We start from the raw sequence: 21733 nt of genomic DNA, 5'->3' as shown, positions 1-21733 counted from the left end.
CCGGTCTGCCAGGTGCTGCCAAGGAAAGTTTCTATGGAGGGACCGAATGGGGACCCGCGGTATCCGCGGGGCTCCATTCGGTCTCTCACAGGATTAGCTGCGAATTGTTAGCAGTTGCCTTTGACGACCCCTGCGTTGTGGGTGACCTTGAACTTGGTGGAGCTGGAACTTTTGCTGACGCCGTCAATGCAGAACGGAGTTCCTGACCCGGTGGGAGCGGTGGTGATGGTGACGGATTCTGTGTTGTCGCTCTTCGCGTAGCCGTATGGAGCCAGGAGGGCCAGTGTCGGCGCGGCCGTAGCCCCGTCCGTGTAGTAGGAGACGATGGCAATTTTGGCGGTCGCGAGGTCGGACTTGACACCAGCATCCTTGGCTGAATCCTGCTGGCCGAGGAAGATCGGGATGGCGATCGCGGCCAGGATGCCGATGATGATGACGACGACGAGAAGCTCAATGAGCGTGAAGCCCTTTTCCTTCTGGCCGAGTTCTGAACGCTTGTGGGCAAGCGCTTCCGAGATGCTGCGGATCATGTGGAAGTCCTTTTCTGGATGGGTGCTGGGAAAGGCGATTGCGTTTGCCTGATTTGAGCTTATGGGCCAGCCAACGTTGTACTATCCCACGTTCAGGGGTAGGGGGCCGATTTCATGCCCCCAATGCGGGGGGGGGGGCTACTTGATGTATTCGAAGATGCTGAACATGGGCATGTAGAGGGCAACGATCATCCCGCCGATGACAACACCGATGAACGCAATCATCAGGGGTTCGATCAGCGCAGTGAGTTGCTCGGCGGTCGCTTGGACTTCCTGGTCATAGAAGTCGGCGATCTTGCCCAGCATCTGTTCCAGGGCGCCGGCGTCCTCGCCGACCGCGATCATCTGGGTCACCATGGCTGGAAAGACCGGCTCCAGGCTGAGCGGTCCCGCGATTGACTTACCTTGACGCACCGATTCCTGCACCTTATGCAGGGCAGACTCGACGACCCAATTTCCGGAGGTTTCACCCACGATGCTCAGCGACTGGAGAATGGGCACACCGGCACCAATCATGGTTGAGAAGTTGCGACTGAAACGCGCAATTGCGAGCTTCGTCAAGAGTTGACCGAAGACGGGGAGTTTGAGTTTGACCGGGTCGACGGCTTTGCGCACGCGCTCGGTGTTCTTGTTCTTCTTCCACCAAATACTGAACGCAATTGCCACGAGGATGAGAACAGGTAGCAGCCATACCATTGCTTTCGAAAGCACGACCAATACCATCGTGGGCGCGGGGAGCTGCCCGCCGAAACCAGCGAACATCTTCTCGAAGACTGGAACGATGAAGGTAAGCATGCCGATCACAGCGACGACAGCCATGATGAGCACAATGGTCGGATAGGCCAGGGCTGACTTGATGGTGTCGCGCAGCTTCACCTCGGATTCGAAGTTCCCAGCCACTGAATTGAGCGATTTTTCGAGGAATCCACCCGTCTCACCTGCCCGGACCAGGTTGATCATGATGGGCGGAAACACGATGGAGTGCTTCTCCATGGCCTCAGACAGGGAAACGCCTGTCTCCACATCGGTACGGATTTTCCCCAAGATCTTGGCGAGTTCCTTGTTTTCGGTCTGCTCGGAGAGAATATTCAGGGTTCGTAGGAGCGAGAGGCCAGCCGAGGTCATCGTCGCCATTTGGCGGCTCATGATCGCCAAATCTTTAAGTCCGATACTCTTACTGAACCCGGGAATCCGGATCTCCGTACTGAGTCCGGTTCCGTCCGCGGCCTCACTGACCGAGATCGGTGACAGCCCCATGATGCTCAGGCGTGCCATCGCGGCACTCTCAGAGGCTGCGTCCAGTCGCCCCTTTACAGCTTTACCAGCGGCGTTGCGCGCCTTGTAGGCATAAGCCTGAGTTGTTGCCATTTAGTGTCCTCTGGATGAGTACGAGTCGCCGAAGTCGATTCCGCTAGCCGACATTCCCCGGCCAGTGGTTTCGGTGGGGTCCACGCGACGAATCAGCTGGTTCAGCCCCTCGAGGTCCTGAGCCTTCTCTTCGGCCGATGCGCGGGTGATGAGACCCGCGTCGACGAGTTCGGCGAGGTGCTGGTCCATGGTGTGCATGCCCAGAGCACGTCCGGCCTGCATCGCGGAGGCGACCTGGTAGGTCTTGCCCTCGCGGATCAGGTTGGCGACCGCGGAGGTTGTAACCAGAACCTCGGTCGCGACAACGCGGCCGCCACCGATTTTCTTGACGAGGGTCTGGCAGACCACACCCTGCAGGGTGGCGGCTAGCTGTGCACGCACCTGACCCTGCTGATGCGGCGGGAACACGTCGATCACGCGGTCGATGGTCTGGGCGGCCGACTGCGTGTGCAGGGTGGCGAAGACGAGGTGGCCGGTTTCGGCGGCGGTGAGGGCCACGGAGATGGTCTCCAGGTCGCGCAGCTCGCCGATCAGAATCACGTCGGGGTCCTGGCGCAGCACGTGCTTGAGCGCGGAGGCGAAGCTTTTCGTGTCGTGGCCGACCTCGCGCTGGTTGACCAGCGACTTCTGATGCTTGTGCAGAAACTCGATCGGGTCTTCGACCGTGACGATGTGGTCGGCACGGGTGCGGTTGACCAGGTCGATTAGTGCCGCCAGGGTGGTGGACTTGCCCGAACCAGTGGGGCCGGTCACCAGAACCAGGCCGCGAGGAAGCTTGGCGAACTGGCCGACGGTCTCGGGAATTCCGAGGTCTTTCAGGGGCTTGATCTCGCGCGGGATCAGGCGGAACGCCCCACCGATCGAGTTGCGCTGGTAGTAGTAGTTCACGCGAAAGCGCGCGCCGCCAGCCGTATAGGCGAAGTCGAGTTCGAGCTCCTCCTCGAACTGCGCGCGCTGCTTCGCCGAGAGGATGCTGTAGAGCGCAGAGGTGACCTTGTCACCCATCCACTTGCTCGCGCCCTCAATCGGCCGCAGGCCGCCATCGACGCGAATGCTCGGCGGCGCTCCGACGGTGATGTGCAGATCGGAGGCGTTCAGGTCGAGAACCTCGGCCAGGGCGTTCAGCAGGTCAAGGTCGGAGACCTCGTTGTCGCCGGTGCGGTTGGCGCGGGCGCGGCGCCCGGTCGTCTCGACCGTGCCGGTGTCCACCGGGAGGACCGTTGTCGGCGGCTGTGCGGCATCCGTAACATCGACGAACTCGAACTCCGCCGAGTCAGGAGCGGCCGGCGCGACATCGTGCTCCGTCTGTTCGGCGCCTCGACGCTCGGGATCGCCGAGGCTCCAGCTGCCCCCGGCAGCCCCAGGAGGCGTGACAGGAATTTCATAGATGGGCTGACTCATGCAGATATCCCCTTTTGCACTATGCGACCACTCGCAAGATTTCTTCGATCGATGTCAAACCCATTTGGGCCTTGGCCCAGCCATCCTCGCGGAGGGTGATCATGCCCTGTTCGCGCGCCACCCGGCCGATTTCGGCGCTCGATGCTCGGGCCACGGCGAGCCGCTCGATCTCCTCGGTCACGGTCATCACCTCGTGCACGGCGATGCGCCCCCGGTAACCGGTCTTCGAACACTGCGTGCAGCCGACCGCCTCGAAGATCGTGGGCAGCGGGCGCTCCGGGTCGAACGCGAAGCGGAGGCGCGTCAGGTAGTCGACGGTCAGCACGGATGGCGTCTTGCACTTGTCGCAGAGGCGCCGCGCCAGGCGTTGGGCGACCACGCAGTCCAGGGCGGAACCCACCAGGAAGGGCTCGATACCCATTTCCGTCAGCCGGGTGATGGCGCTCGGCGCGTCGTTGGTGTGCAGGGTGGAGAGCACGAGGTGGCCGGTCAGCGAGGCCTCGATGGCGATCTGTGCGGTCTCGTGGTCGCGGATCTCACCCAGCAGAACGACATCCGGGTCGCTTCGCAGGATGGAACGCAGCGCACTCGCGAAGGTGAGACCTGCCTTCGGGTTCACCTGCACCTGGTTGATGCCGGCCATGCGGTATTCGACCGGGTCTTCGACCGTGATCACGTTGATCTCGGGGCGGGCGACCGCACCCAGGGTCGTGTAGAGCGTGGTGGACTTGCCCGAACCGGTCGGACCGGTGATCAGGATCATGCCGTAAGGCTTGGAGTAGGAGGTCTTGTAGGCCTCGAAGTTGTGCTCGAGCAGGGCCAGCGCGCGCACGTCGAGGGTCGTGTTCGAGTTATCGAGAATTCGCATGACGACCTTCTCGCCCCACACTGTGGGGAGAGTCGCAACGCGCAGGTCGATCTGACGGCCGGCATGGCGCACGGTCATGCGGCCGTCCTGGGGTTTGCGCCGCTCGGCGATGTCGATATCGCTCATGATTTTGAGCCTGGAGATAACACCGTTCTGGATGCTCTTGGGTGCGGTCTGCATCTCGTGCAGCACGCCGTCGATGCGGTAGCGCACCCGCAGGCTGTGCTCGCCGGGTTCGATGTGGATGTCCGAGGCCAGGTCCTGGATGGCCTGGCTGACCAACAGGTTCACGAACCGCACGATCGGGGCATCGTCGTCGATGGAGTCCGAGACTCCGAAAGAGGAGCTCTCGGTGGCGGCGTTCTCTTCCTCGAGTGTGGAGGTGAGGTCGCTGAGCTCGTCGTCGGCGCGGTGGTAGCGGGTGATGGCGGCGAGTAGATCGCTGCGCTCGGCGACAACCTGGGTGACGCGCATCCGTGATGCTTCGCGCACGTCGTCGACAGCGAAGACATTGCCGGGGTCGACCATTGCGAGGATGAGGCGGCCGTTGTCGACGGCGATCGGGAGCACTTCGTGGCGTTTGCAGACGGCCACCGGAACGAGAGCCACGGCGAGGCGATCGACCGGGTAGTCGATCAGCTCGACGAAGGGCAGGTTGGCCTGCTGGGCCCGAGCCTTGGCGAACTGAACCTCGGTGATGACGCCCTTGGCGACGAGGGCGCGGACGGCGCTCTCATCGGCGGGGTCGCCGGCCATGAGGTGGTCGAGCTCCTCGATCGGCAGCAGACCGTGCAGGATCAAGATTTCGGTGAGGCTGGCCACGCGATCCTCTCGAACAGGCTCGGTAAGTAAGTAACGGACAACGCTATCTCGGGGGCAGGGAATCCGGCCAGACCCACAATGAGGGGGACACGGTTCGAAAAAATGCCTCTGTTCAGTGATCCTAACGGGGCGGGGCTTCGACCCGACATAGACACGGCATCGACCCGGCTTCGACCCGGTTGCGGCCCGCGGGGCGGCAGGCGGAATGCGGCCGCTGCTGGGCGATGCCCGGGCCGGTCTCGGCCTGCTCGAAACGGTCTAGACACCCACCAAAGGTTTTCGATGATGTTCTGTGTGTAGCCCAGCGGGCCGGCATTCGTGTACTTCGTGGTGAGCCGGATGCCGCCCCTCAGAAAGTGGGACTCACCGAAAGCGCCGTCTGCCGTGTTCGTCTGGATGACGCAGCGGCGGCCCTCCGACTGGGTGAAGCACTCCAGTCCGTTTGCGACGAGCCGGGCCTCCACCGCGGCGCTCTGTTCCGGGGTCACCCAGACCACGGTGGTGATAATCCCGGTGTCGGATCCCCCATATGGGCTCGCCCAGACGCAGGTCAGGTGGTCGAGAGCGTCGATCTGGACGCGCAGCTCGGCATCGTCGGTGCCGTGGGACACGTCGGCATCCGGGTCCTGGCTCCAGACGGGGTTCAGGGTCAGGTCGCCGAGCGCCTCGACCATGGCCGGGCTGTAGAGCTGCGTGCACGCGGTTGGACGTGGGACGCCCGGCGCCGCGGTCTGCCCGGGTGCAGGTTGCGTCGGCTTGCGGATTGCGTCGGCTTGAGGGTTGCCGGGGGCGTGGTGGTGGTCGGAGAATCTGTAGCGGTGGGTGCGTTGGTCGGGGCGGGCGTCACGGTGGCGGTTCCGGTGGTCTCGCCTGCGCCCGGGAAACCTTCACCGCCCCGGGGTCTCCATTGAGGCAACCGGCGGTCTTGGACGGCTTCGGAGCGGCCGGAGTTGCTCAGAGATAAATTCGATTATTCTCTCAAATTATGTGAGTAACTCTCGACACTGGGTGCGAGTTGAGGTATTCTCGTAACATGACCAACCTCGCGGAAGACCTCAGGCAGGCGGCCGATGCCGTGGCCCTGCTGGGCTCGTCATGCGCTGACTTCGCGGCCCTTCCTGATGCCGAGGTGTTGGCCGGTCAGAAGCGAATCGCTTCGATCCGCCGTCTCGTCGATACCTATGCCGCCTGGATGGCGGCGACCATCGCCGAACGTTCCCGACCGGAGCTCGGGCACTCGGGTTTGGCGGCGCAGCAGGGGTACCTCTCCCCGGAGGCCCTGATTCAGAACTCGACCGGCTCGTCGAAGGGTGACGCGTACAAGCTGGTGGCGGTCGGCACGATGATGGCTGATGCCGAGGCGGCCGACAGGCTCGTCGAGGCGGCGCTGTCCTCGCCCGACAGGGATGCCGCCGAGGTCGCCGAATTCGAGGCGAAGGTGCCGTGGCAGGCGCCGATCGCCCGGGCCGTCACCGCCGGCACGCTCTCGGTTGACGCTGCCGAGGCGATCCGGGCCGGGCTCGGCCAGGTCGATGCGGCAGTTACCGCGGAGAAGCTCGGGGTGGCCCTGGCGGCGCTCCTCACCGAGGCGTCGTCACTGAATGCCGATCAGGTGTTCAAGCAGGCGAGACGGATGCGCGACCGGCTTGACGAGGCCGGCATTGCCGCCCGCGAGAAGCAGGCCTACGACGACCGCTACCTGCGGGTCTACCGGCTGGGCAACGGCACCGTACGCCTGAACGGGCTGTTTGCCCCCGAAGACGGCGAGTTCGTGCTCTCCACCTTCGACTCGATCACGGGCCCCCGCCGCGGCGGGGTTCGATTCGTGGACGCAGAGCGGGCAGCCTGGGCAAAGAAGATGCAAGACGACCTCCGCACGACCGAACAGATCGCCGCGGACTCCCTCGTGCAGCTGCTGAAGATCGCCGGCGAGGCCGACCCGGGCCGGGTCTTCGGCGGACGCCGACCCTCGGTGCGCGTGATCGTGACCGAAAAGGCGCTGAAGCCGGAAGCAGCCGCGCAGGAAGCAGAGGCGCGGCAGCCGGCCGCACCGGCCGCTCACGGGCAGATCGAGGGCAACCCGGTCCCCATCTCGCAGGAGACCATCGACCGACTCCTCTGCGACACCGGAACCCGCGGCATCAAGTTCGACGCGGACGGCCAAATCATCAATGTCGGCCGCGACGAACGGCTCTTCACCGAGCACCAGCGCGCCGCAATGGCAGTCCGTGACGGTGGATGCCTCTGGGTCGGCTGCGACAGGCCACCGGCGTGGACTGAGGCCCATCACGTCAACGAATGGTTGAAGGAAAACGGGTACACCGATTTGGCCGACGGAGTGCTGCTGTGCCATCCGCACCATTTGCTACTGCACAACCAGCACTGGACGATCATTCGCACCGGAACGCAGCGCTGGCTGAGGCCACCGGTCGAGTTCGATCCAGAGCAGACGCTGGTGGCGTTGCCGAGCAAGAGATCGGGGCTGTAGTCCAGTCACACTTCTCGACGACGGACAATGCGTCAACGTCCGCCTCGCGCAGCGCCTCTTCACCGAGAAGCAACGCGCGGGAATCGTGGCCCGCTACGTCGGATGCCGCTGGCCCGGCTACGAACGCCCACCCGCCTGGACCGAAGCCCACCACCTCGACCAATGGCTCGCAGACGCCGGCGGTCCTGCCCGGCAAGAACGCCCTCCTGCAATCATCAAAACCCCCGGGAAACCGAAAATTCTGATGCTCACCGAATCTGAACCAGCACTGCTAGGTTTTCCCTAGGAACGACCAGGGGGCTGCATGATGATTGAAAATTGGTACTGGATGCTTGTCTATCCGGCCTTGATACTGGTCGTGATGGAAACGCTTTGGATCGGTTCACGCCGGCGCCCCGGCTTCGGGCACAAGAGTGCCATCGTGATCACCATTGTCGTGCGAATCATCTACCTCACGTGGCGCGTGTTGTTCACCATCCCGTCCGACGCCTGGTGGAACACTGCGACCGGCATTCTGCTGTTGACGGTCGAAGTACTCGGATTCGCACAATCGCTGGCGGTGTATGTCACCCTCTGGACCCCATACGCCGGGCGCACTGTGCCGTTGCCGCCAGCAGACGAGCTCCCGCGGGTCGACGTGTTCATTGCCACCTACAACGAGCCCGTGTCAATGCTCCGGATGACCATCGCCGGCGCCGTGGGCATGCGCTATCCGACCGACGGCGTTCGCGTTTTCGTCTGCGATGACGGCGCGCGTGAGGAAGTGCGCCAACTTGCCGAAGAGTACGGGGCCATCCATCTCATCCGGCCTGACCACGCTCACGCCAAAGCCGGCAACCTCAACAATGCGCTTGGGCGGAGCGACGGGGACCTGATCGTGACCCTGGACGCGGACATGGTTCCCCGGCCGGACTTCCTGGAGCGCACCGTCGGTCGTTTTCAGGACCCCGAGCTGGGCTTCGTCCAGGCGCCCCAGGCGTTCTACAACGAGGACCCGTTCCAGTACAACCTGTTCTCCGGTCAGGCTTTGCCGAACGAGCAGGACTTCTTCATGCGTACCCTGCAGGCCGGCAAATCGCGCTTCAATGCGGTGATGTACGTGGGGAGCAACACGATGTTCCGCCGCTCGGCTTTGGAAAGCGTGGGAGGATTTGCAGTGGGTGTGATCACGGAGGATCTCGCCACGGGCCTCCTGATCCAGGGGGCCAAGTACCGGACCGAATTCGTGCCGGACATCATTGCGGCCGGGCTGGCCCCGGAGAACCTGGCCGACATGCTCAAGCAGCGTGACCGCTGGTGCCGCGGCAACATCCAGACGGCCCGCAAGTGGAACCCACTGACCCTGCCCGGACTCACACTCATGCAGAGGTGGCTCTATTCCGATGCGGTCGTCTACTGGTACTTCGGGGTTTTCAAGCTGATCTACATCATTACCCCGCTGCTCTTCCTCCTCTTCGGGGTGGTCGCCCTGGACACGAGCGTGGAGGCCCTGCTTATCTTCTGGCTGCCCACCTATCTCTGCGTGATGCTGTGTTTCGCCATCATCGTCGGACGTCGCCGGAGCCATTCCTGGAGCAACATCTACGAATTGGCTCTGACCCCCGCCATCGCGCTCTCCGCGGCAGCTGAGACGCTGGGCCTGCGAGTCAAAGCCTTCAACGTCACCCCCAAGGGCGTTGGCCTGAAAGAACAGGTCTTCCACTGGCGAATCGCGCTCCCCCACCTGGTGCTTCTGACCCTGGCGGCCGTCGGCCTGGTGCGAGGAATCTTCCTCAGCCCGGAACTCGCCAACACGAGCGCGCTGTACATCAACGTCTTCTGGTGCCTGTACTTCGTGGTCGGCCTGGTGCTGGCCGTCACTCTGTGCGTTGAGCGTCCACGCCTCCGGTCAGCCGAGCGCACGCCGATGAGTACACCGGTGACCGCGGCCTTCCAGAATTTTGGCGCTCACCCGGGTGAACTCGTCGACCTGAGCCTGATGGGGGCGCGCATATCCATTCCCTGGTCGGAGCGGCTCGACCCGAAGGGCTTCGCCTCCAAGGCATCGTCGGTCACCGCTCTTCAGATCCCTGAGGTCGGCGAACTGCCCGGAATAGGCAGCTGGATCGTGAACTCCTCGGACGGTGTGACGATCGGCTTCCGTTTCGATCCGCTCACCCCAGAGCAGACCGTGGACCTGGTACAGGTGATCACCGAATCACCGAGCTGGGTCCGGGGAGACGAGGAGGAGAAGGCCTACCTCGCCACTGCCGGCTGGCGTGCAGTACGTGGGGCCACAACGCCCACGCTTCCCTGGCGGCGCGCCCAGGTTCGGATGGCTACCAACTCGTCGGCTGTTTTGCATCCCGTCACCCTCTTCGAGCGCGGCCCAGCTCTCGAACTCGCCCGGGAACGTGAGGCCGCGTTCGCCGTCGACCGCGTGCCCACCGCCGCGGCGGGAGGGCTGGCACTCGACGTCGTCGATCATCCGAAAGCGGAATCCCTGGATCGGGATCCCGGGGCGCTCACGGCAGCGGTCGAGGACATCGGCTTCGGCGGGTGCCGCCTATCGCTCCGCCACCGTCTGGAACCGGGAGCGCTCGTCATCGTCGAGATCCCCGGAAGCCTGGCACAACCGGAGGTGGCCGAGGTGCGGTGGGTGAAACGACGCTGGGTGGGCTACGAGGCCGGCCTTCAATTCGACCGGGCGAACCCGACGGGATAAGGCCGAGCAGTGGCACTCTCATAGGGCGGCTGCGACATCACCCTCCGCCCCGGGCACCGCAGAGCGCCAGGGCTAGTGGGCGAACTGCACTTCGGGATGCACGGACGGCGTGGGCTTGGAGAAAAGATAGCCCTGGCCGAAGCGGCAGCCCATGGATCTCAGCAGGTCCCGCTGGCTCGTCGTCTCGATGCCCTCGGCGACGACATCCAGGTTCAGGGAATCGGCCAGACGCAGGATTCCCTCCACGATCGCGCGATCGTGATCGGAGCTCTCGACGTCGCGAATGAACGTCAGGTCGATCTTGAGCAGGTCAACCGTGAACGCGCGCAGGTGCGTGAAAGATGAATACCCCGTGCCGAAGTCGTCGATGGCCAACCGCACGCCCAGGCTCCGCAGCTCCTGGAAGGTCCGGGCCGCGGAATCGATGGCGTCGAGCACCGCGCTCTCGGTCAGCTCCAGCCAGAGCTGTTCCGGCGGCAGACCCGACTCGGCGAGGGCCCGCTTGACGACGTCACCGAAGTCATCCTGCACGAATTGCCGCGCGGACACGTTGACGCTGACCGCCACTCCCTGAGGCAGCCCCCTGGCCGCCCGGCACGCCTGGCCGAGCACCGTCGATCCGATTCCCTTGATCAGACCCACTTCCTCGGCGAGAGCAATGAAGTCACCCGGCATCACGAGCCCGCGCTCGGGCCTCCGCCAGCGTGCCAAAGCCTCGGTCGCCACCACCTTGTGGTCCTGCAGATCCACGATCGGCTGATACCAGGATTCGATCTGGCCCAGTTCCACCGCGTCGCGCAGGGCCAACTCGCTGTCGAGCCGCTGATGGATGCGGTACCGCAGGTCGTCGTCGAAGACCTCGTAGCGGGCGCGCCCGCGGTCCTTCGCCAGGTACATGGCCTGATCCGCATTGCGCAGGAGCAGTTCGGCATCGTCGTGCCCGAGGCCGAAAGCAATCCCGATGCTGGCGTCGACGGATGCCGACTGGTCGCCGATCGTGATCGGCCGCGCGATGGCCGCCTGGATCGAATCGGCAATCCGGTGCACATCCTCGCTGCCACCGACATCCGGGCAGATCACGACGAACTCGTCGCCTCCGATCCGGGACACCGTGTCGCCGGCCCGGATGCTTTGCCGGAGGCGGATGGCAACCTCGTTCAGCACTGTGTCACCGGCGTGGTGCCCAAGGCTGTCATTGACGAACTTGAACCGGTCGAGGTCGATGAATAGCACCGCAACGCCGCGACCCTGGCGCGACGCCTGCAGAAGCGCCTGCTTCAACCGGTCGAGCAGGAGCAGACGGTTGGGCAGGTTCGTCAGCGGGTCGTGGAATGCCAGGTGCTCAACCCGCGCCTCGGCCAGGCGTCGGGCGGTGATGTCCTCCAGCTGGTACAGCAGTCCCCCGGCCTGGTCGCCCTCGAAGATCTCGGCGATGCTGACCTTGACCCAGGTTTCCTGATTGCCTTCGTGACGCATCCGCCGGTCGATGCGTTGTCGGGTCGACGGACCTTCCAGGCCAGCGCTCTCCGACTCCTCATCGTCAGCGTCCTCAGCCGGCATGAAGATCGTCTCGATATGGGCGCTGACAAGCGGGTTCTGGTGACCCGCCAGTTCCAGGAGCCGCCTGTTGGCGGCCACTACCTGTCCGTCGAGCGTCACGATGGCCGTTCCCAACGGCGAGGAAGCGAAGGCAGCCTCGAACCGGGCCGCGGCGGCCGTGGCCGCGTTCTCGGCCTCACGCTGCGCGGTGACATCGGTGACGCTGGCCAGGTGCCCGATGATGCCCTTCTCATCACGCATCGGAGCGGTGTTCACCTGCACCCAGTTGATGTGGCCCTCAGGGGTGCGAAACCGCAGGGTGGTTTCGAAGGGCTCGCCGGCTGCGGCGCTCGCTTCCCAACCGAGGAGCACCCGTTCCGCGTCATCCGGATGGAGCGCGGTGGCCCAGCCGTCGCGGCGCGACTGACTCTTCGTGAGGCCGCTGAGTGCCAGCCACTGGTCGTTGGCGGACACGAGCCCGCCCGCGGCATCCATCTGCACGATTCCAACGGGTGCGATCTTGATGAGGGTGTGCAGCGTGTCGGCCGTCTCCGCGAGCTGGCGGGTTCGGTTCTCGACCGTCACCTCCAACGTATGGTTGGCCTCAGCGAGAGCCTGCATCGCGGCATCACGCTGACGATCGAGGTCACGCAGCCGGCGGGCAGCGACCCACGCCAGCGCGCAGCTGAGCACTGTCATGCCGAGGATCAGGATGGCGACGCCGAAGGCCGTGTCGTACCAGCCCTGGCGCTGTCCCCACAGCCGCAGCCAACCGAGGATGAACGGTCCCAGAACTAGGAATGGAATGACCTGGCGGAGGAGCCGACCCGCACTGCCACCGTCTCGGAAGAGGCCGATCAGACCGGCATCGGGGCGCTGAATCAACAGGGCCGTGGCGAGGATTCCGACGCCCAAGGCCGTCTGCCAGGCCATACTCGTGTAGCCGCCCAGCGAATACAGCGAGGAGACGCCATAGGCATAACCCAGGATCGCGACCAGGCTGACGCCCAGAGCCGCGAATGCGAAGCCGAGCATCACGGCGGATCGAGCGGCCCGGCTGGCGATGACGGACGCACCGAGCAGGACCAGCGCCACCGACGTGGACGGCGCCATCCGCTCCGACCGCCCGCCGAAGTCGATTCCCGGCAGGAGCACATCGATGCCGAGTGATCGGCCGACGACGAACTCCGCGATCGTGAGGGCGCCGATCATCAGTGCCAGCAGACCCAGGGTCACGGTCAGCCTGCGACGATCGACGGCCAGCACGGCAACCGCCACCAGCACGAGCCCCAGGGCTGCCGTCGGCTTCATCGCCAGCAGGTCGCGGAGCACGGGCGGCAGGGCGTCGACTCCGACGTACCAACTGACCAGCACCAGGAGACCCATGGCACCGACTAGCGCTCCACCGAGCTGCCCGACCAACCGCATACTGTTCCTCTGCTCCCGAAAAGCAGGTCTGCCGGTCGTTGCTTCTACCCTACTTTGTGCGCGGATTGCGGATCTCCCGGGTGACTACTCGTCGGCCCACACGTTGGCGATGATGTCGTGCGTGTAGCCGTCCGGTCCGGTATTGACATATCTGGTGGCCAGCCAGATGTCGTCGCGAAGAAAGTGCGACTCACCGACGAGTTCACCATCCTCGGTTGTCTCGATGAGGCAACGCATTCCGCCGAGTTCCTCGTAGCAGTTCATACCTACGGCGGTCAGCCGGCTTTGAATCTTGGTCGACTGTTCCGGGGTCACCCACACCAGCTCCGTGGTCAGTCCCAGGCCGGACCCGCCGTTGGCGTTCGCCCACACGCAGGTGAGGCGCTCCCCGGTAGCGTCGATCAGGGCGATCAACTCCGGGTCCCCGGACCCGCGGTTGACGTCCGAGTTCTCCTCAGCGACCCAGGCCGGGTTGAGCACCAGGTCATCGAAAGCGGCCACGATCGCCGGGCTGTAGAGCTCATCACAGGTCGACGGATGCGGCCCATCCGTCGTGGCCGTCGGAGCAGGCACACTGGCGAGGGCCAGGGGGGCAGGGGACGAGTGCGGCTGCGGCCGCCCGACCGCCTCTCCCTCCGGCGCGCCCGCGCCGCCCCGCCAGACAATGAGCAGGACAATGAGGGCGATGACCAGCATGGAGCCGACGGCGCCGAGGAGCACCCACATCCGTCGACGCGTCATTGCCGAAGCGGACACCGGACCTGCACCCATGCGATACCCCCAAAAAGATTCTGGACAAGCCTATCGCGGGTCTCGACAGGCTCGGGTCTCGACAGGCTCGACCAGCGGGGGCGAACGGGCATAACCACGGATGGCCCCCTGCCGAGGCAGGAGGCCGTCCGTGGAACCTATCGCTAGTGACTAGTTGTAGGTGCCGGGGGTGAAGTCATCCGACGAAAAGCTGTCGAAGTCGACGAAGCTCAGGTCACCCTCGTTGAACGCTGCATCATCGGTGAAGATGCGGTTCGGGTAACGCTCAGCCTTGGCTTCATCCGTTGCCTCGACGGTGACGTCGCGGTAGCGGGGAAGACCGGTGCCGGCCGGGATCAACTTACCGATGATCACGTTCTCCTTGAGGCCCATCAGCGGGTCGCTCTTGCCTTCCATGGCCGCCTGGGTCAGAACCCGGGTGGTCTCCTGGAAGGAAGCGGCCGACAGCCAGGATTCGGTCGCCAACGAAGCCTTGGTGATACCCATGACTTCTTGACGAGCCGACGCCGTCTTCTTGCCCTCGGTGAGCGCGGTGCGGTTGAGGTCGTTGTACTTCAACCGGTCAACGAGCTCGCCGGGGAGCAGGCCGGTGTCGCCGTGCTCGACGACGGTCACCTTGCGCAGCATCTGGCGAACGATGACCTCGATGTGCTTGTCGTGAATCGGCACACCCTGCGACCGGTAGACATCCTGCACGCCACCGACGATGTGCTTCTGCACGGCGCGAACACCCTTGACGCGAAGAACTTCCTTCGGGTCGACGGCGCCGATGATGATCTGCGTGCCGAGCTCGACATGCTGGCCATCCTCGACGAGGAGAGTGGAGCGCTTGAGCACCGGGTAGGCAATCGGCTCATCGCCGTTGTCGGGGGTAAGGATGACCTTCCGGCTGCGGTCGGTGTCCTCGATGGTGATGCGACCGGCGGTGTCGACGATCGGCGACGCACCCTTGGGGGTTCGGGCCTCAAACAGTTCCTGCACACGAGGCAGACCCTGGGTGATGTCGTCGGCGGATGCCGATCCACCGGTGTGGAAGGTACGCATCGTGAGCTGGGTACCCGGTTCACCGATGGACTGTGCGGCGATGATACCGACGGCCTCACCGATGTCGACGAGTAGCCCGGTGGCGAGCGAGCGGCCGTAGCAGACCGCACACACTCCGACGGCCGACTCACAGGTCAGCACCGAGCGCACCTTGATGGTCTCGACACCGGCCTCGACCAGCTTGTCGATGAGCACGTCACCCACGTCGTCGCCGGCGTCAGCCACGATCTCACCCTTGGCGTTGACCGCCGGGGTGGCCAGGCTGCGAGCGTAGACCGCGTTCTCCACGTTGGGGTGGCGGACGAGATCGCCCATCGGGTTGACCTCGGCGATCGGCAGTTCCAGACCCTTGGTCGTGCCACAGTCGTCTTCGCGGATGATGACATCCTGCGAGACGTCCACGAGACGACGCGTGAGGTACCCGGAGTCGGCGGTACGCAGAGCCGTGTCGGCCAGACCCTTACGAGCACCGTGAGTAGCAATGAAGTACTCGGCGACGGACAGGCCTTCGCGGTAGCTCGAGATGATCGGGCGAGGAATGATCTCACCCTTCGGGTTGTTGACCAGGCCTCGCATACCAGCGATGTTCCGCACCTGCAGCCAGTTACCACGGGCACCGGAGGTGACCATGCGGTTGATGGTGTTGTCGGCCGGGAAGTTCTCCTGCATGGCCGCGGCGACGTCTTCGGTTGCCTTGGTCCAGATCTGGATGAGCTCCTGGCGACGCTCGAGGTCGGTCGTGAGACCCTTCTCGAACTGCGACTGCACCTTGGCGGCCTGCTTCTCATAGCCAGCAACGATCTGCGGCTTGTTCGGCGGGGTCAGGATGTCGCTGAGCGCCACGGTCACACCGGACCGGGTGGCCCAGTAGAAACCGGCGTCCTTGACGCGGTCAAGCGTCGCGGCGACTTCCACCTTCGGGTACCGTTCGGCGAGGTCGTTGACGATCGCCGAGAGGCTGCCCTTGTCGGCGACCTTTTCGAAGTACGGGTAGTCAACCGGCATGGCCTCGTTGAAGATCGCGCGGCCGAGCGTGGTGGTCACCAACACGGTTCCGACGGCCTGGCCGTTGACGAGTTCGACGCCTTCGGGCTGCGTGCCCTCCTCGAAGTACTTGTCGGCCAAACGGATGCGCACCTTGGCGTTCAGGTCGAGGCCCTGGTTCGCGTCCTTCTTCTGGTCGAAAGCGAGAATCGCTTCCGCGATCGAGGAGAACGCCCGGCCCTCGCCGATGACGCCTTCCTTGAGCGTGGTCAGGTGGTGCAGACCGATGATCATGTCCTGGGTGGGCAGGGTCACCGGGCGACCGTCAGACGGCTTCAGGATGTTGTTCGAGGCGAGCATCAGGATGCGCGCTTCGGCCTGGGCTTCCATCGACAGCGGCAGGTGGACAGCCATCTGGTCACCGTCGAAGTCGGCGTTGAACGCGGCACAGACGAGAGGGTGCAACTGGATCGCCTTACCCTCCACGAGCTGAGGCTCGAACGCCTGGATGCCGAGGCGGTGGAGCGTCGGTGCCCGGTTCAGCAGCACGGGGCGCTCGCGGATGATCTCCTCGAGCACGTCCCAGACCTGCGGGCGTGAACGCTCGACCATGCGCTTGGCGGCCTTGATGTTCTGAGCGTGGCTCAGGTCGATCAGGCGCTTGATCACGAACGGCTTGAACAGCTCGAGTGCCATCTGCTTGGGCAGACCACACTGGTGCAGCTTGAGCTGCGGGCCGACGACGATGACCGAACGGCCGGAGTAGTCGACGCGCTTGCCGAGCAGGTTCTGACGGAAACGACCCTGCTTGCCCTTGAGCATGTCGCTCAGTGACTTGAGGGCGCGGTTTCCGGTACCCGTGACGGGGCGGCCACGACGACCGTTGTCGAAGAGTGCGTCAACGGCCTCCTGCAGCATCCGCTTCTCGTTGTTCACAATGATCTCGGGGGCACCGAGGTCAAGCAGACGACGCAGGCGGTTGTTGCGGTTGATCACGCGACGGTAGAGGTCGTTGAGGTCGGAGGTCGCGAAGCGGCCACCGTCGAGCTGCACCATCGGGCGCAGTTCGGGCGGGATCACGGGGACGACGTCGAGCACCATCGCGGCCGGCGAGTTGCCGGTGATGATGAACGCGTTGACCACGCGGAGGCGCTTGATCGCACGGATCTTCTTCTGGCCCTTGCCCTCGGCGATCTGCAGGTGCAGGTTTTCGCTCTCGGTGACCAGGTCGAAGGCCAGCAGGCGCTTCTTGATGGCTTCGGCGCCCATGTAGGCCTCGAAGTACATGCCGAAACGGTCCTGCAGCTCGTGGAAGACGGAGTCTTCGGGCTTCAGGTCGCCGACCTTGAGGGTGCGGAAGTCTTCCCAAACGCGCTCGAGGTGAGCGATCTGCTCGTCGAGAGACTTGCGGACCTGGCTCATCTCCTTTTCGGCGGCGTCCTTGGTGCGCTTCTTCTGGTCGCTCTTGGCACCTTCGGCCTCCAGTGCCGCGAGGTCGGTTTCCAGGCGCTGCAGACGGTCAGCGATGCGGGAATCGCGCTGGCCCTCGATGGTCTTGATCTCGAGGCGGAGCTCGTTCTCAAGGCCGGGCATGTCCTGGTGGCGGCCGTCTTCGTCAACCGTGATGACCATGTACGCGGCGAAGTAGATGACCTTTTCGAGGTCCTTCGGAGCCATGTCCAGCAGGTAGCCGAGACGCGAGGGGACACCCTTGAAGTACCAGATGTGGGTGACCGGGGCGGCGAGCTCGATGTGGCCCATGCGCTCACGGCGCACCGACGACTTCGTGACCTCGACGCCGCAGCGCTCGCAGACGATGCCTTTGAAGCGCACTCGCTTGTACTTGCCGCATGAGCATTCCCAGTCCCTGGACGGGCCGAAGATCTGCTCGCCGAACAGGCCGTCTTTTTCCGGCTTGAGCGTGCGGTAGTTGATTGTTTCGGGCTTCTTGACCTCACCGTGAGACCAGCGACGGATGTCGTCGGCGGTCGCAAGGCCAATGCGAAGCTCGTCAAATGTGGTTACGTCGAGCAATTTCTCTCCTTGGAAAGTATTCGAAGTGTTCGTCATCGGCCGGGCCTAGATGTCGTCGATCGAAGACGACTCAAACCGGGTGGAAATGTTGATGCCGAGTTCTTCCGCAGCGCGGAACACCTCGTCATCCGTGTCGCGCAGGCTGACGGCGGTACCGTCGCTCGACAGCACCTCGACGTTCAGGCACAGCGACTGCATTTCCTTGATCAGAACCTTGAAGCTCTCGGGGATACCCGGCTCCTGAATGTTCTCGCCCTTGACGATGGCCTCGTAGACCTTCACCCGGCCGAGGATGTCATCGCTCTTGATGGTCAGGAGTTCCTGCAGGGCATAAGCGGCTCCGTATGCTTCGAGCGCCCACACCTCCATCTCACCGAAACGCTGTCCGCCGAACTGCGCCTTACCACCCAGCGGCTGCTGCGTGATCATGGAGTAGGGGCCGGTGGAACGGGCGTGGATCTTGTCATCGACAAGGTGGTGCAGCTTCAGGATGTACATGTAGCCCACGGAAACCGGGTTGGGGAACGGCTCGCCGGAGCGGCCGTCGAACAACTGGGTCTTACCGGTGCGGTCGATCAGGCGGTCGCCGTCACGAGTCGGGGTCGTCGAGTCGAGAAGACCCTCGATCTCGACCTCGAGCGCGCCGTCGAATACCGGGGTCGCGACCTTGGTGTTCGGAGCTGCGCTGTGCGCGGCCTCGGGCAGACGGCCGGCCCACTTGGGCTTGCCTTCCACCTGCCAGCCCTGCTTGGCGATCCAGCCCAGGTGGGTTTCCAGAACCTGACCGAAGTTCATTCGGCCCGGGATGCCCAGCGGGTTGAGGATGATGTCGACCGGGGTTCCGTCGGCGAGGAACGGCATGTCCTCGATCGGCAGGATGCGGGAGATGACACCCTTGTTGCCGTGACGGCCGGCGAGCTTGTCACCCTCGGTGATCTTGCGCTTCTGCGCGATGAAGACCGCGACGCGCTGGTTGACGCCCGAGCCGAGCTCGTCGTCGCCGTCCTGCGAGTCGAAGACTTTGACACCGATGATGGTGCCGCGTTCACCGTGGGGAACCTTGAGGCTCGTGTCGCGAACTTCGCGGCTCTTCTCGTTGAAGATGGCACGCAGCAGGCGCTCCTCGGCGGACAGCTCGGTCTCGCCCTTGGGCGTGACCTTGCCGACGAGGATGTCGCCGGGGCGAACCTCGGCACCGATCCGGATGATGCCGCGTTCGTCGAGGTCGGCGAGCAGATCAGGCGACACGTTGGGCAGGTCGCGGGTGATCTCTTCCTTGCCCAGCTTGGTGTCGCGAGCGTCAACCTCGTATTCCTCGATGTGAATCGACGAGAGGGTGTCGTCCTTGACCAGGTTCTGGCTCAGGATGATCGCGTCCTCGAAGTTGTAGCCTTCCCATGGCATGAACGCGACGAGCAGGTTCTTGCCTAGAGCGAGTTCTCCGTTTTCGGTGGCGGGGCCATCGGCGATGACTTCGCCGACTTCGATCCGCTCGCCGGCCTGCACGATGACACGGTGGTTGTAGCTCGTGCCCTGGTTGGAGCGCGCGAACTTGCGCAGGTAGTACTCCTGCGTGCCGCCCTCGTCGAGCTGAATGGTGACGACTTCGGCCGAAACCTCCATCACCACGCCGGCCTTGTCGGCGGTGAGCACGTCACCGGCGTCGATGGCCGCAAAGACCTCCATGCCGGTACCGACGAGCGGGCTCTCGCTCATCAGGAGCGGGACGGCCTGACGCTGCATGTTGGCACCCATGAGGGCGCGGTTCGCATCGTCGTGCTCGAGGAACGGGATGAGCGAGGTGGCGACGGACACCATCTGGCGAGGCGAAACATCCATGTAGCCAATGTCTTCCGCGGGGAAGAGGTCGACCTCTCCACCCTTTTTGCGGGCGAGAACACGGGCGTCGGCGAAGTGCCAGTCCTTGGTGAGCGGGGCGTTCGCCTGGGCGACGATGAACTCGTCTTCTTCGCTGGCGGTGAGGTAGTCGATCTGGTCGTTCATGACCTTGCCATCGACGACGCGGCGGTACGGGGTCTCAATGAAACCGAAGGCGTTGATCCGCGCGAACGAGGCGAGCGAACCGATCAGGCCGATGTTCGGGCCTTCCGGGGTTTCGATGGGGCACATGCGGCCGTAGTGCGAGGGGTGAACGTCTCGCACCTCGACGCCGGCACGGTCACGGGACAGACCACCCGGACCCAGCGCGGACAGGCGACGCTTGTGCGTCAGTCCGGCGAGCGGGTTGTTCTGGTCCATGAACTGCGACAGCTGGCTGGTACCGAAGAACTCCTTGATCGCGGCGACGACGGGGCGCACGTTGATCAGGGTCTGCGGGGTGATCGCTTCGATGTCCTGCGTGGTCATGCGCTCGCGAACGACGCGCTCCATGCGGGACAGGCCGGTGCGCACCTGGTTCTGGATGAGCTCGCCGACGGCACGGATGCGACGGTTGCCGAAGTGGTCGATGTCGTCGATGTCGATGCGGATGTCGGTCTGCTTGCCGTCGCGGACGCCGGCGATCGTGGTCTGGTTGTCGTGCAGCGCAACCAGGTACTTGATCGTGGCCAGGATGTCCTTGAGTGTCAGCACGGAGTCGCTGAGCGGCGCTTCGAGTCCGAGCTTGCGGTTGATCTTGTAACGACCGACCTTGGCCAGGTCGTAGCGCTTGGAGTTGAAGAAGAAGTTGTCGAGGAGCGCACGCGCGGCCTCGGCGGCAACCTGCTCGCCCGGACGCAGCTTGCGGTAGATGTCCTTGAGGGCTTCTTCCTTGGTGAGGATGTTGTCCTTCTCCAGGGTGAGTTCGATCGACGCGAAGCCCTTGAACTCCTCGAGGATCTCTTCGCTCGTGAGGCCGAGGGCCTTGAGGAAGACGGTGACGGACTGCTTGCGCTTGCGGTCGATGCGAACGCCGACCTGGTCGCGCTTGTCGATCTCGAATTCGAGCCAGGCACCGCGGCTCGGGATGACGCGAGCGGAGTAGATGTCCTTGTCGGACGTCTTCTCCTGCTGGCGGTCGAAGTAGACGCCCGGGGAGCGGACCAGCTGTGAGACGACGACACGCTCGGTGCCGTTGATCACGAAGGTGCCCTTGGGGGTCATCAGCGGGAAGTCACCCATGAACACGGTCTGGGTCTTGATCTCACCGGTGAGGTGGTTCATGAACTCAGCGTTCACATAGAGAGGTGCGGAGTAGGTCTTACCCTTTTCCTTGCACTCGTCAATGGTGTACTTCTCCGGCTCGAGTTCCGGGTTGGTGAACGACAGCTGCATCGTTTCGCCGAGGTCCTCGATGGGTGAGATCTCTTCGAAGATCTCGTCGAGCCCGGTGCGAGTCGGCAGGTCCTGTCGACCGGCCGCCTGGCCTTCTGCGACACGCTGTTTCCAGTTGTCGTTACCGACGAGCCAATCGAAGCTCTCGGTCTGCAAAGCAAGCAGATCCGGAACAGTCAGATTGTCGGTGATCTTCGCGAACGAAAGACGGCCAGCGGCGCGTCCGTTCTTGGGTGAGTTGGTGGTTGCGTTGCGCGCAGCAGCCAAGGAAATAACCTCCGTGGACCCCGTCAGGTCTAGTCACTGTTAGTAAGGAATACCGAGTACGAACTCCTCAGACCCTCGCGTTCTGAAATTCCGGTGTTCTGAAATCCTGGAACGAGGTATGCGTCAAGGTGGCTTGAGCACGCAAAGCCGACCGCAATATGAAGGCAGAGTTTAGTCTGGGAGCGCAAAGAACAACTATATGCCGGTTAGTT

At 63.9% G+C, this 21733-nt stretch carries 11 protein-coding genes; 2 read left to right on the top strand and 9 right to left on the bottom strand.

Annotated elements, in window-relative coordinates; translation table 11 throughout:
- Positions 1-107 precede the first annotated feature (107 nt).
- From E3T25_RS06855 to E3T25_RS16715, 5 genes are all read right to left on the bottom strand, one after another.
- Complete coding sequence (locus tag E3T25_RS06855; RefSeq protein WP_134373298.1) at positions 108-530, bottom strand: type II secretion system protein; 423 nt, start codon at positions 528-530, stop codon at positions 108-110.
- A 138-nt stretch (positions 531-668) separates the two neighbouring features.
- On the bottom strand, positions 669-1898 hold the full coding sequence (locus tag E3T25_RS06850) for a type II secretion system F family protein (protein ID WP_134373296.1): 1230 nt from the start codon (positions 1896-1898) through the stop codon (positions 669-671).
- Positions 1899-3299, bottom strand: a complete 1401-nt coding sequence (locus tag E3T25_RS06845) for a type IV pilus twitching motility protein PilT (RefSeq protein ID WP_134373294.1) — start codon at positions 3297-3299, stop codon at positions 1899-1901.
- A 19-nt stretch (positions 3300-3318) separates the two neighbouring features.
- A complete protein-coding gene (locus tag E3T25_RS06840; protein WP_104100986.1) occupies positions 3319-4989 on the bottom strand; it encodes a GspE/PulE family protein in 1671 nt (556 codons plus the stop codon).
- Positions 4965-5663, bottom strand: a complete 699-nt coding sequence (locus E3T25_RS16715; RefSeq protein WP_166785364.1) for a hypothetical protein — start codon at positions 5661-5663, stop codon at positions 4965-4967. Before E3T25_RS16715 ends, E3T25_RS06840 begins: the two co-directional genes overlap by 25 nt.
- Before the next feature lie 359 nt (positions 5664-6022).
- Between E3T25_RS16715 and E3T25_RS06830 the strand changes: the two genes are divergently transcribed.
- The gene (locus E3T25_RS06830; protein ID WP_134373288.1) at positions 6023-7477 is read left to right on the top strand and encodes a DUF222 domain-containing protein; all 1455 of its coding nucleotides are present in this window, start codon (positions 6023-6025) and stop codon (positions 7475-7477) included.
- Positions 7478-7781: 304 nt separating this feature from the next.
- Positions 7782-10181, top strand: a complete 2400-nt coding sequence (locus tag E3T25_RS06825; RefSeq protein WP_134373285.1) for a glycosyltransferase family 2 protein — start codon at positions 7782-7784, stop codon at positions 10179-10181.
- Positions 10182-10253: 72 nt separating this feature from the next.
- On the opposite strand, the gene E3T25_RS06820 is transcribed toward E3T25_RS06825, so the two are convergent.
- The 4 genes from E3T25_RS06820 to rpoB all read right to left on the bottom strand — a co-directional run bounded on the left by E3T25_RS06820 (position 10254) and on the right by rpoB (position 21521).
- Positions 10254-13148, bottom strand: coding sequence for a putative bifunctional diguanylate cyclase/phosphodiesterase (locus tag E3T25_RS06820; RefSeq protein ID WP_134373282.1), 2895 nt, complete (start codon positions 13146-13148; stop codon positions 10254-10256).
- A gap of 84 nt (positions 13149-13232) precedes the next feature.
- On the bottom strand, positions 13233-13889 hold the full coding sequence (locus tag E3T25_RS06815; RefSeq protein ID WP_134373279.1) for a hypothetical protein: 657 nt from the start codon (positions 13887-13889) through the stop codon (positions 13233-13235).
- 180 nt (positions 13890-14069) lie between these two features.
- On the bottom strand, positions 14070-17981 hold the full coding sequence (locus E3T25_RS06810; RefSeq protein WP_104100992.1) for a DNA-directed RNA polymerase subunit beta': 3912 nt from the start codon (positions 17979-17981) through the stop codon (positions 14070-14072).
- A 45-nt stretch (positions 17982-18026) separates the two neighbouring features.
- Positions 18027-21521, bottom strand: a complete 3495-nt coding sequence (gene rpoB, locus E3T25_RS06805) for a DNA-directed RNA polymerase subunit beta (RefSeq protein WP_134373276.1) — start codon at positions 21519-21521, stop codon at positions 18027-18029.
- Positions 21522-21733: the final 212 nt, after the last annotated feature.

The organism is Cryobacterium sandaracinum (assembly GCF_004403415.1).
Taxonomy (GTDB): domain Bacteria; phylum Actinomycetota; class Actinomycetes; order Actinomycetales; family Microbacteriaceae; genus Cryobacterium; species Cryobacterium sandaracinum.
This window is presented reverse-complemented; position numbering and strand designations above follow the sequence as displayed.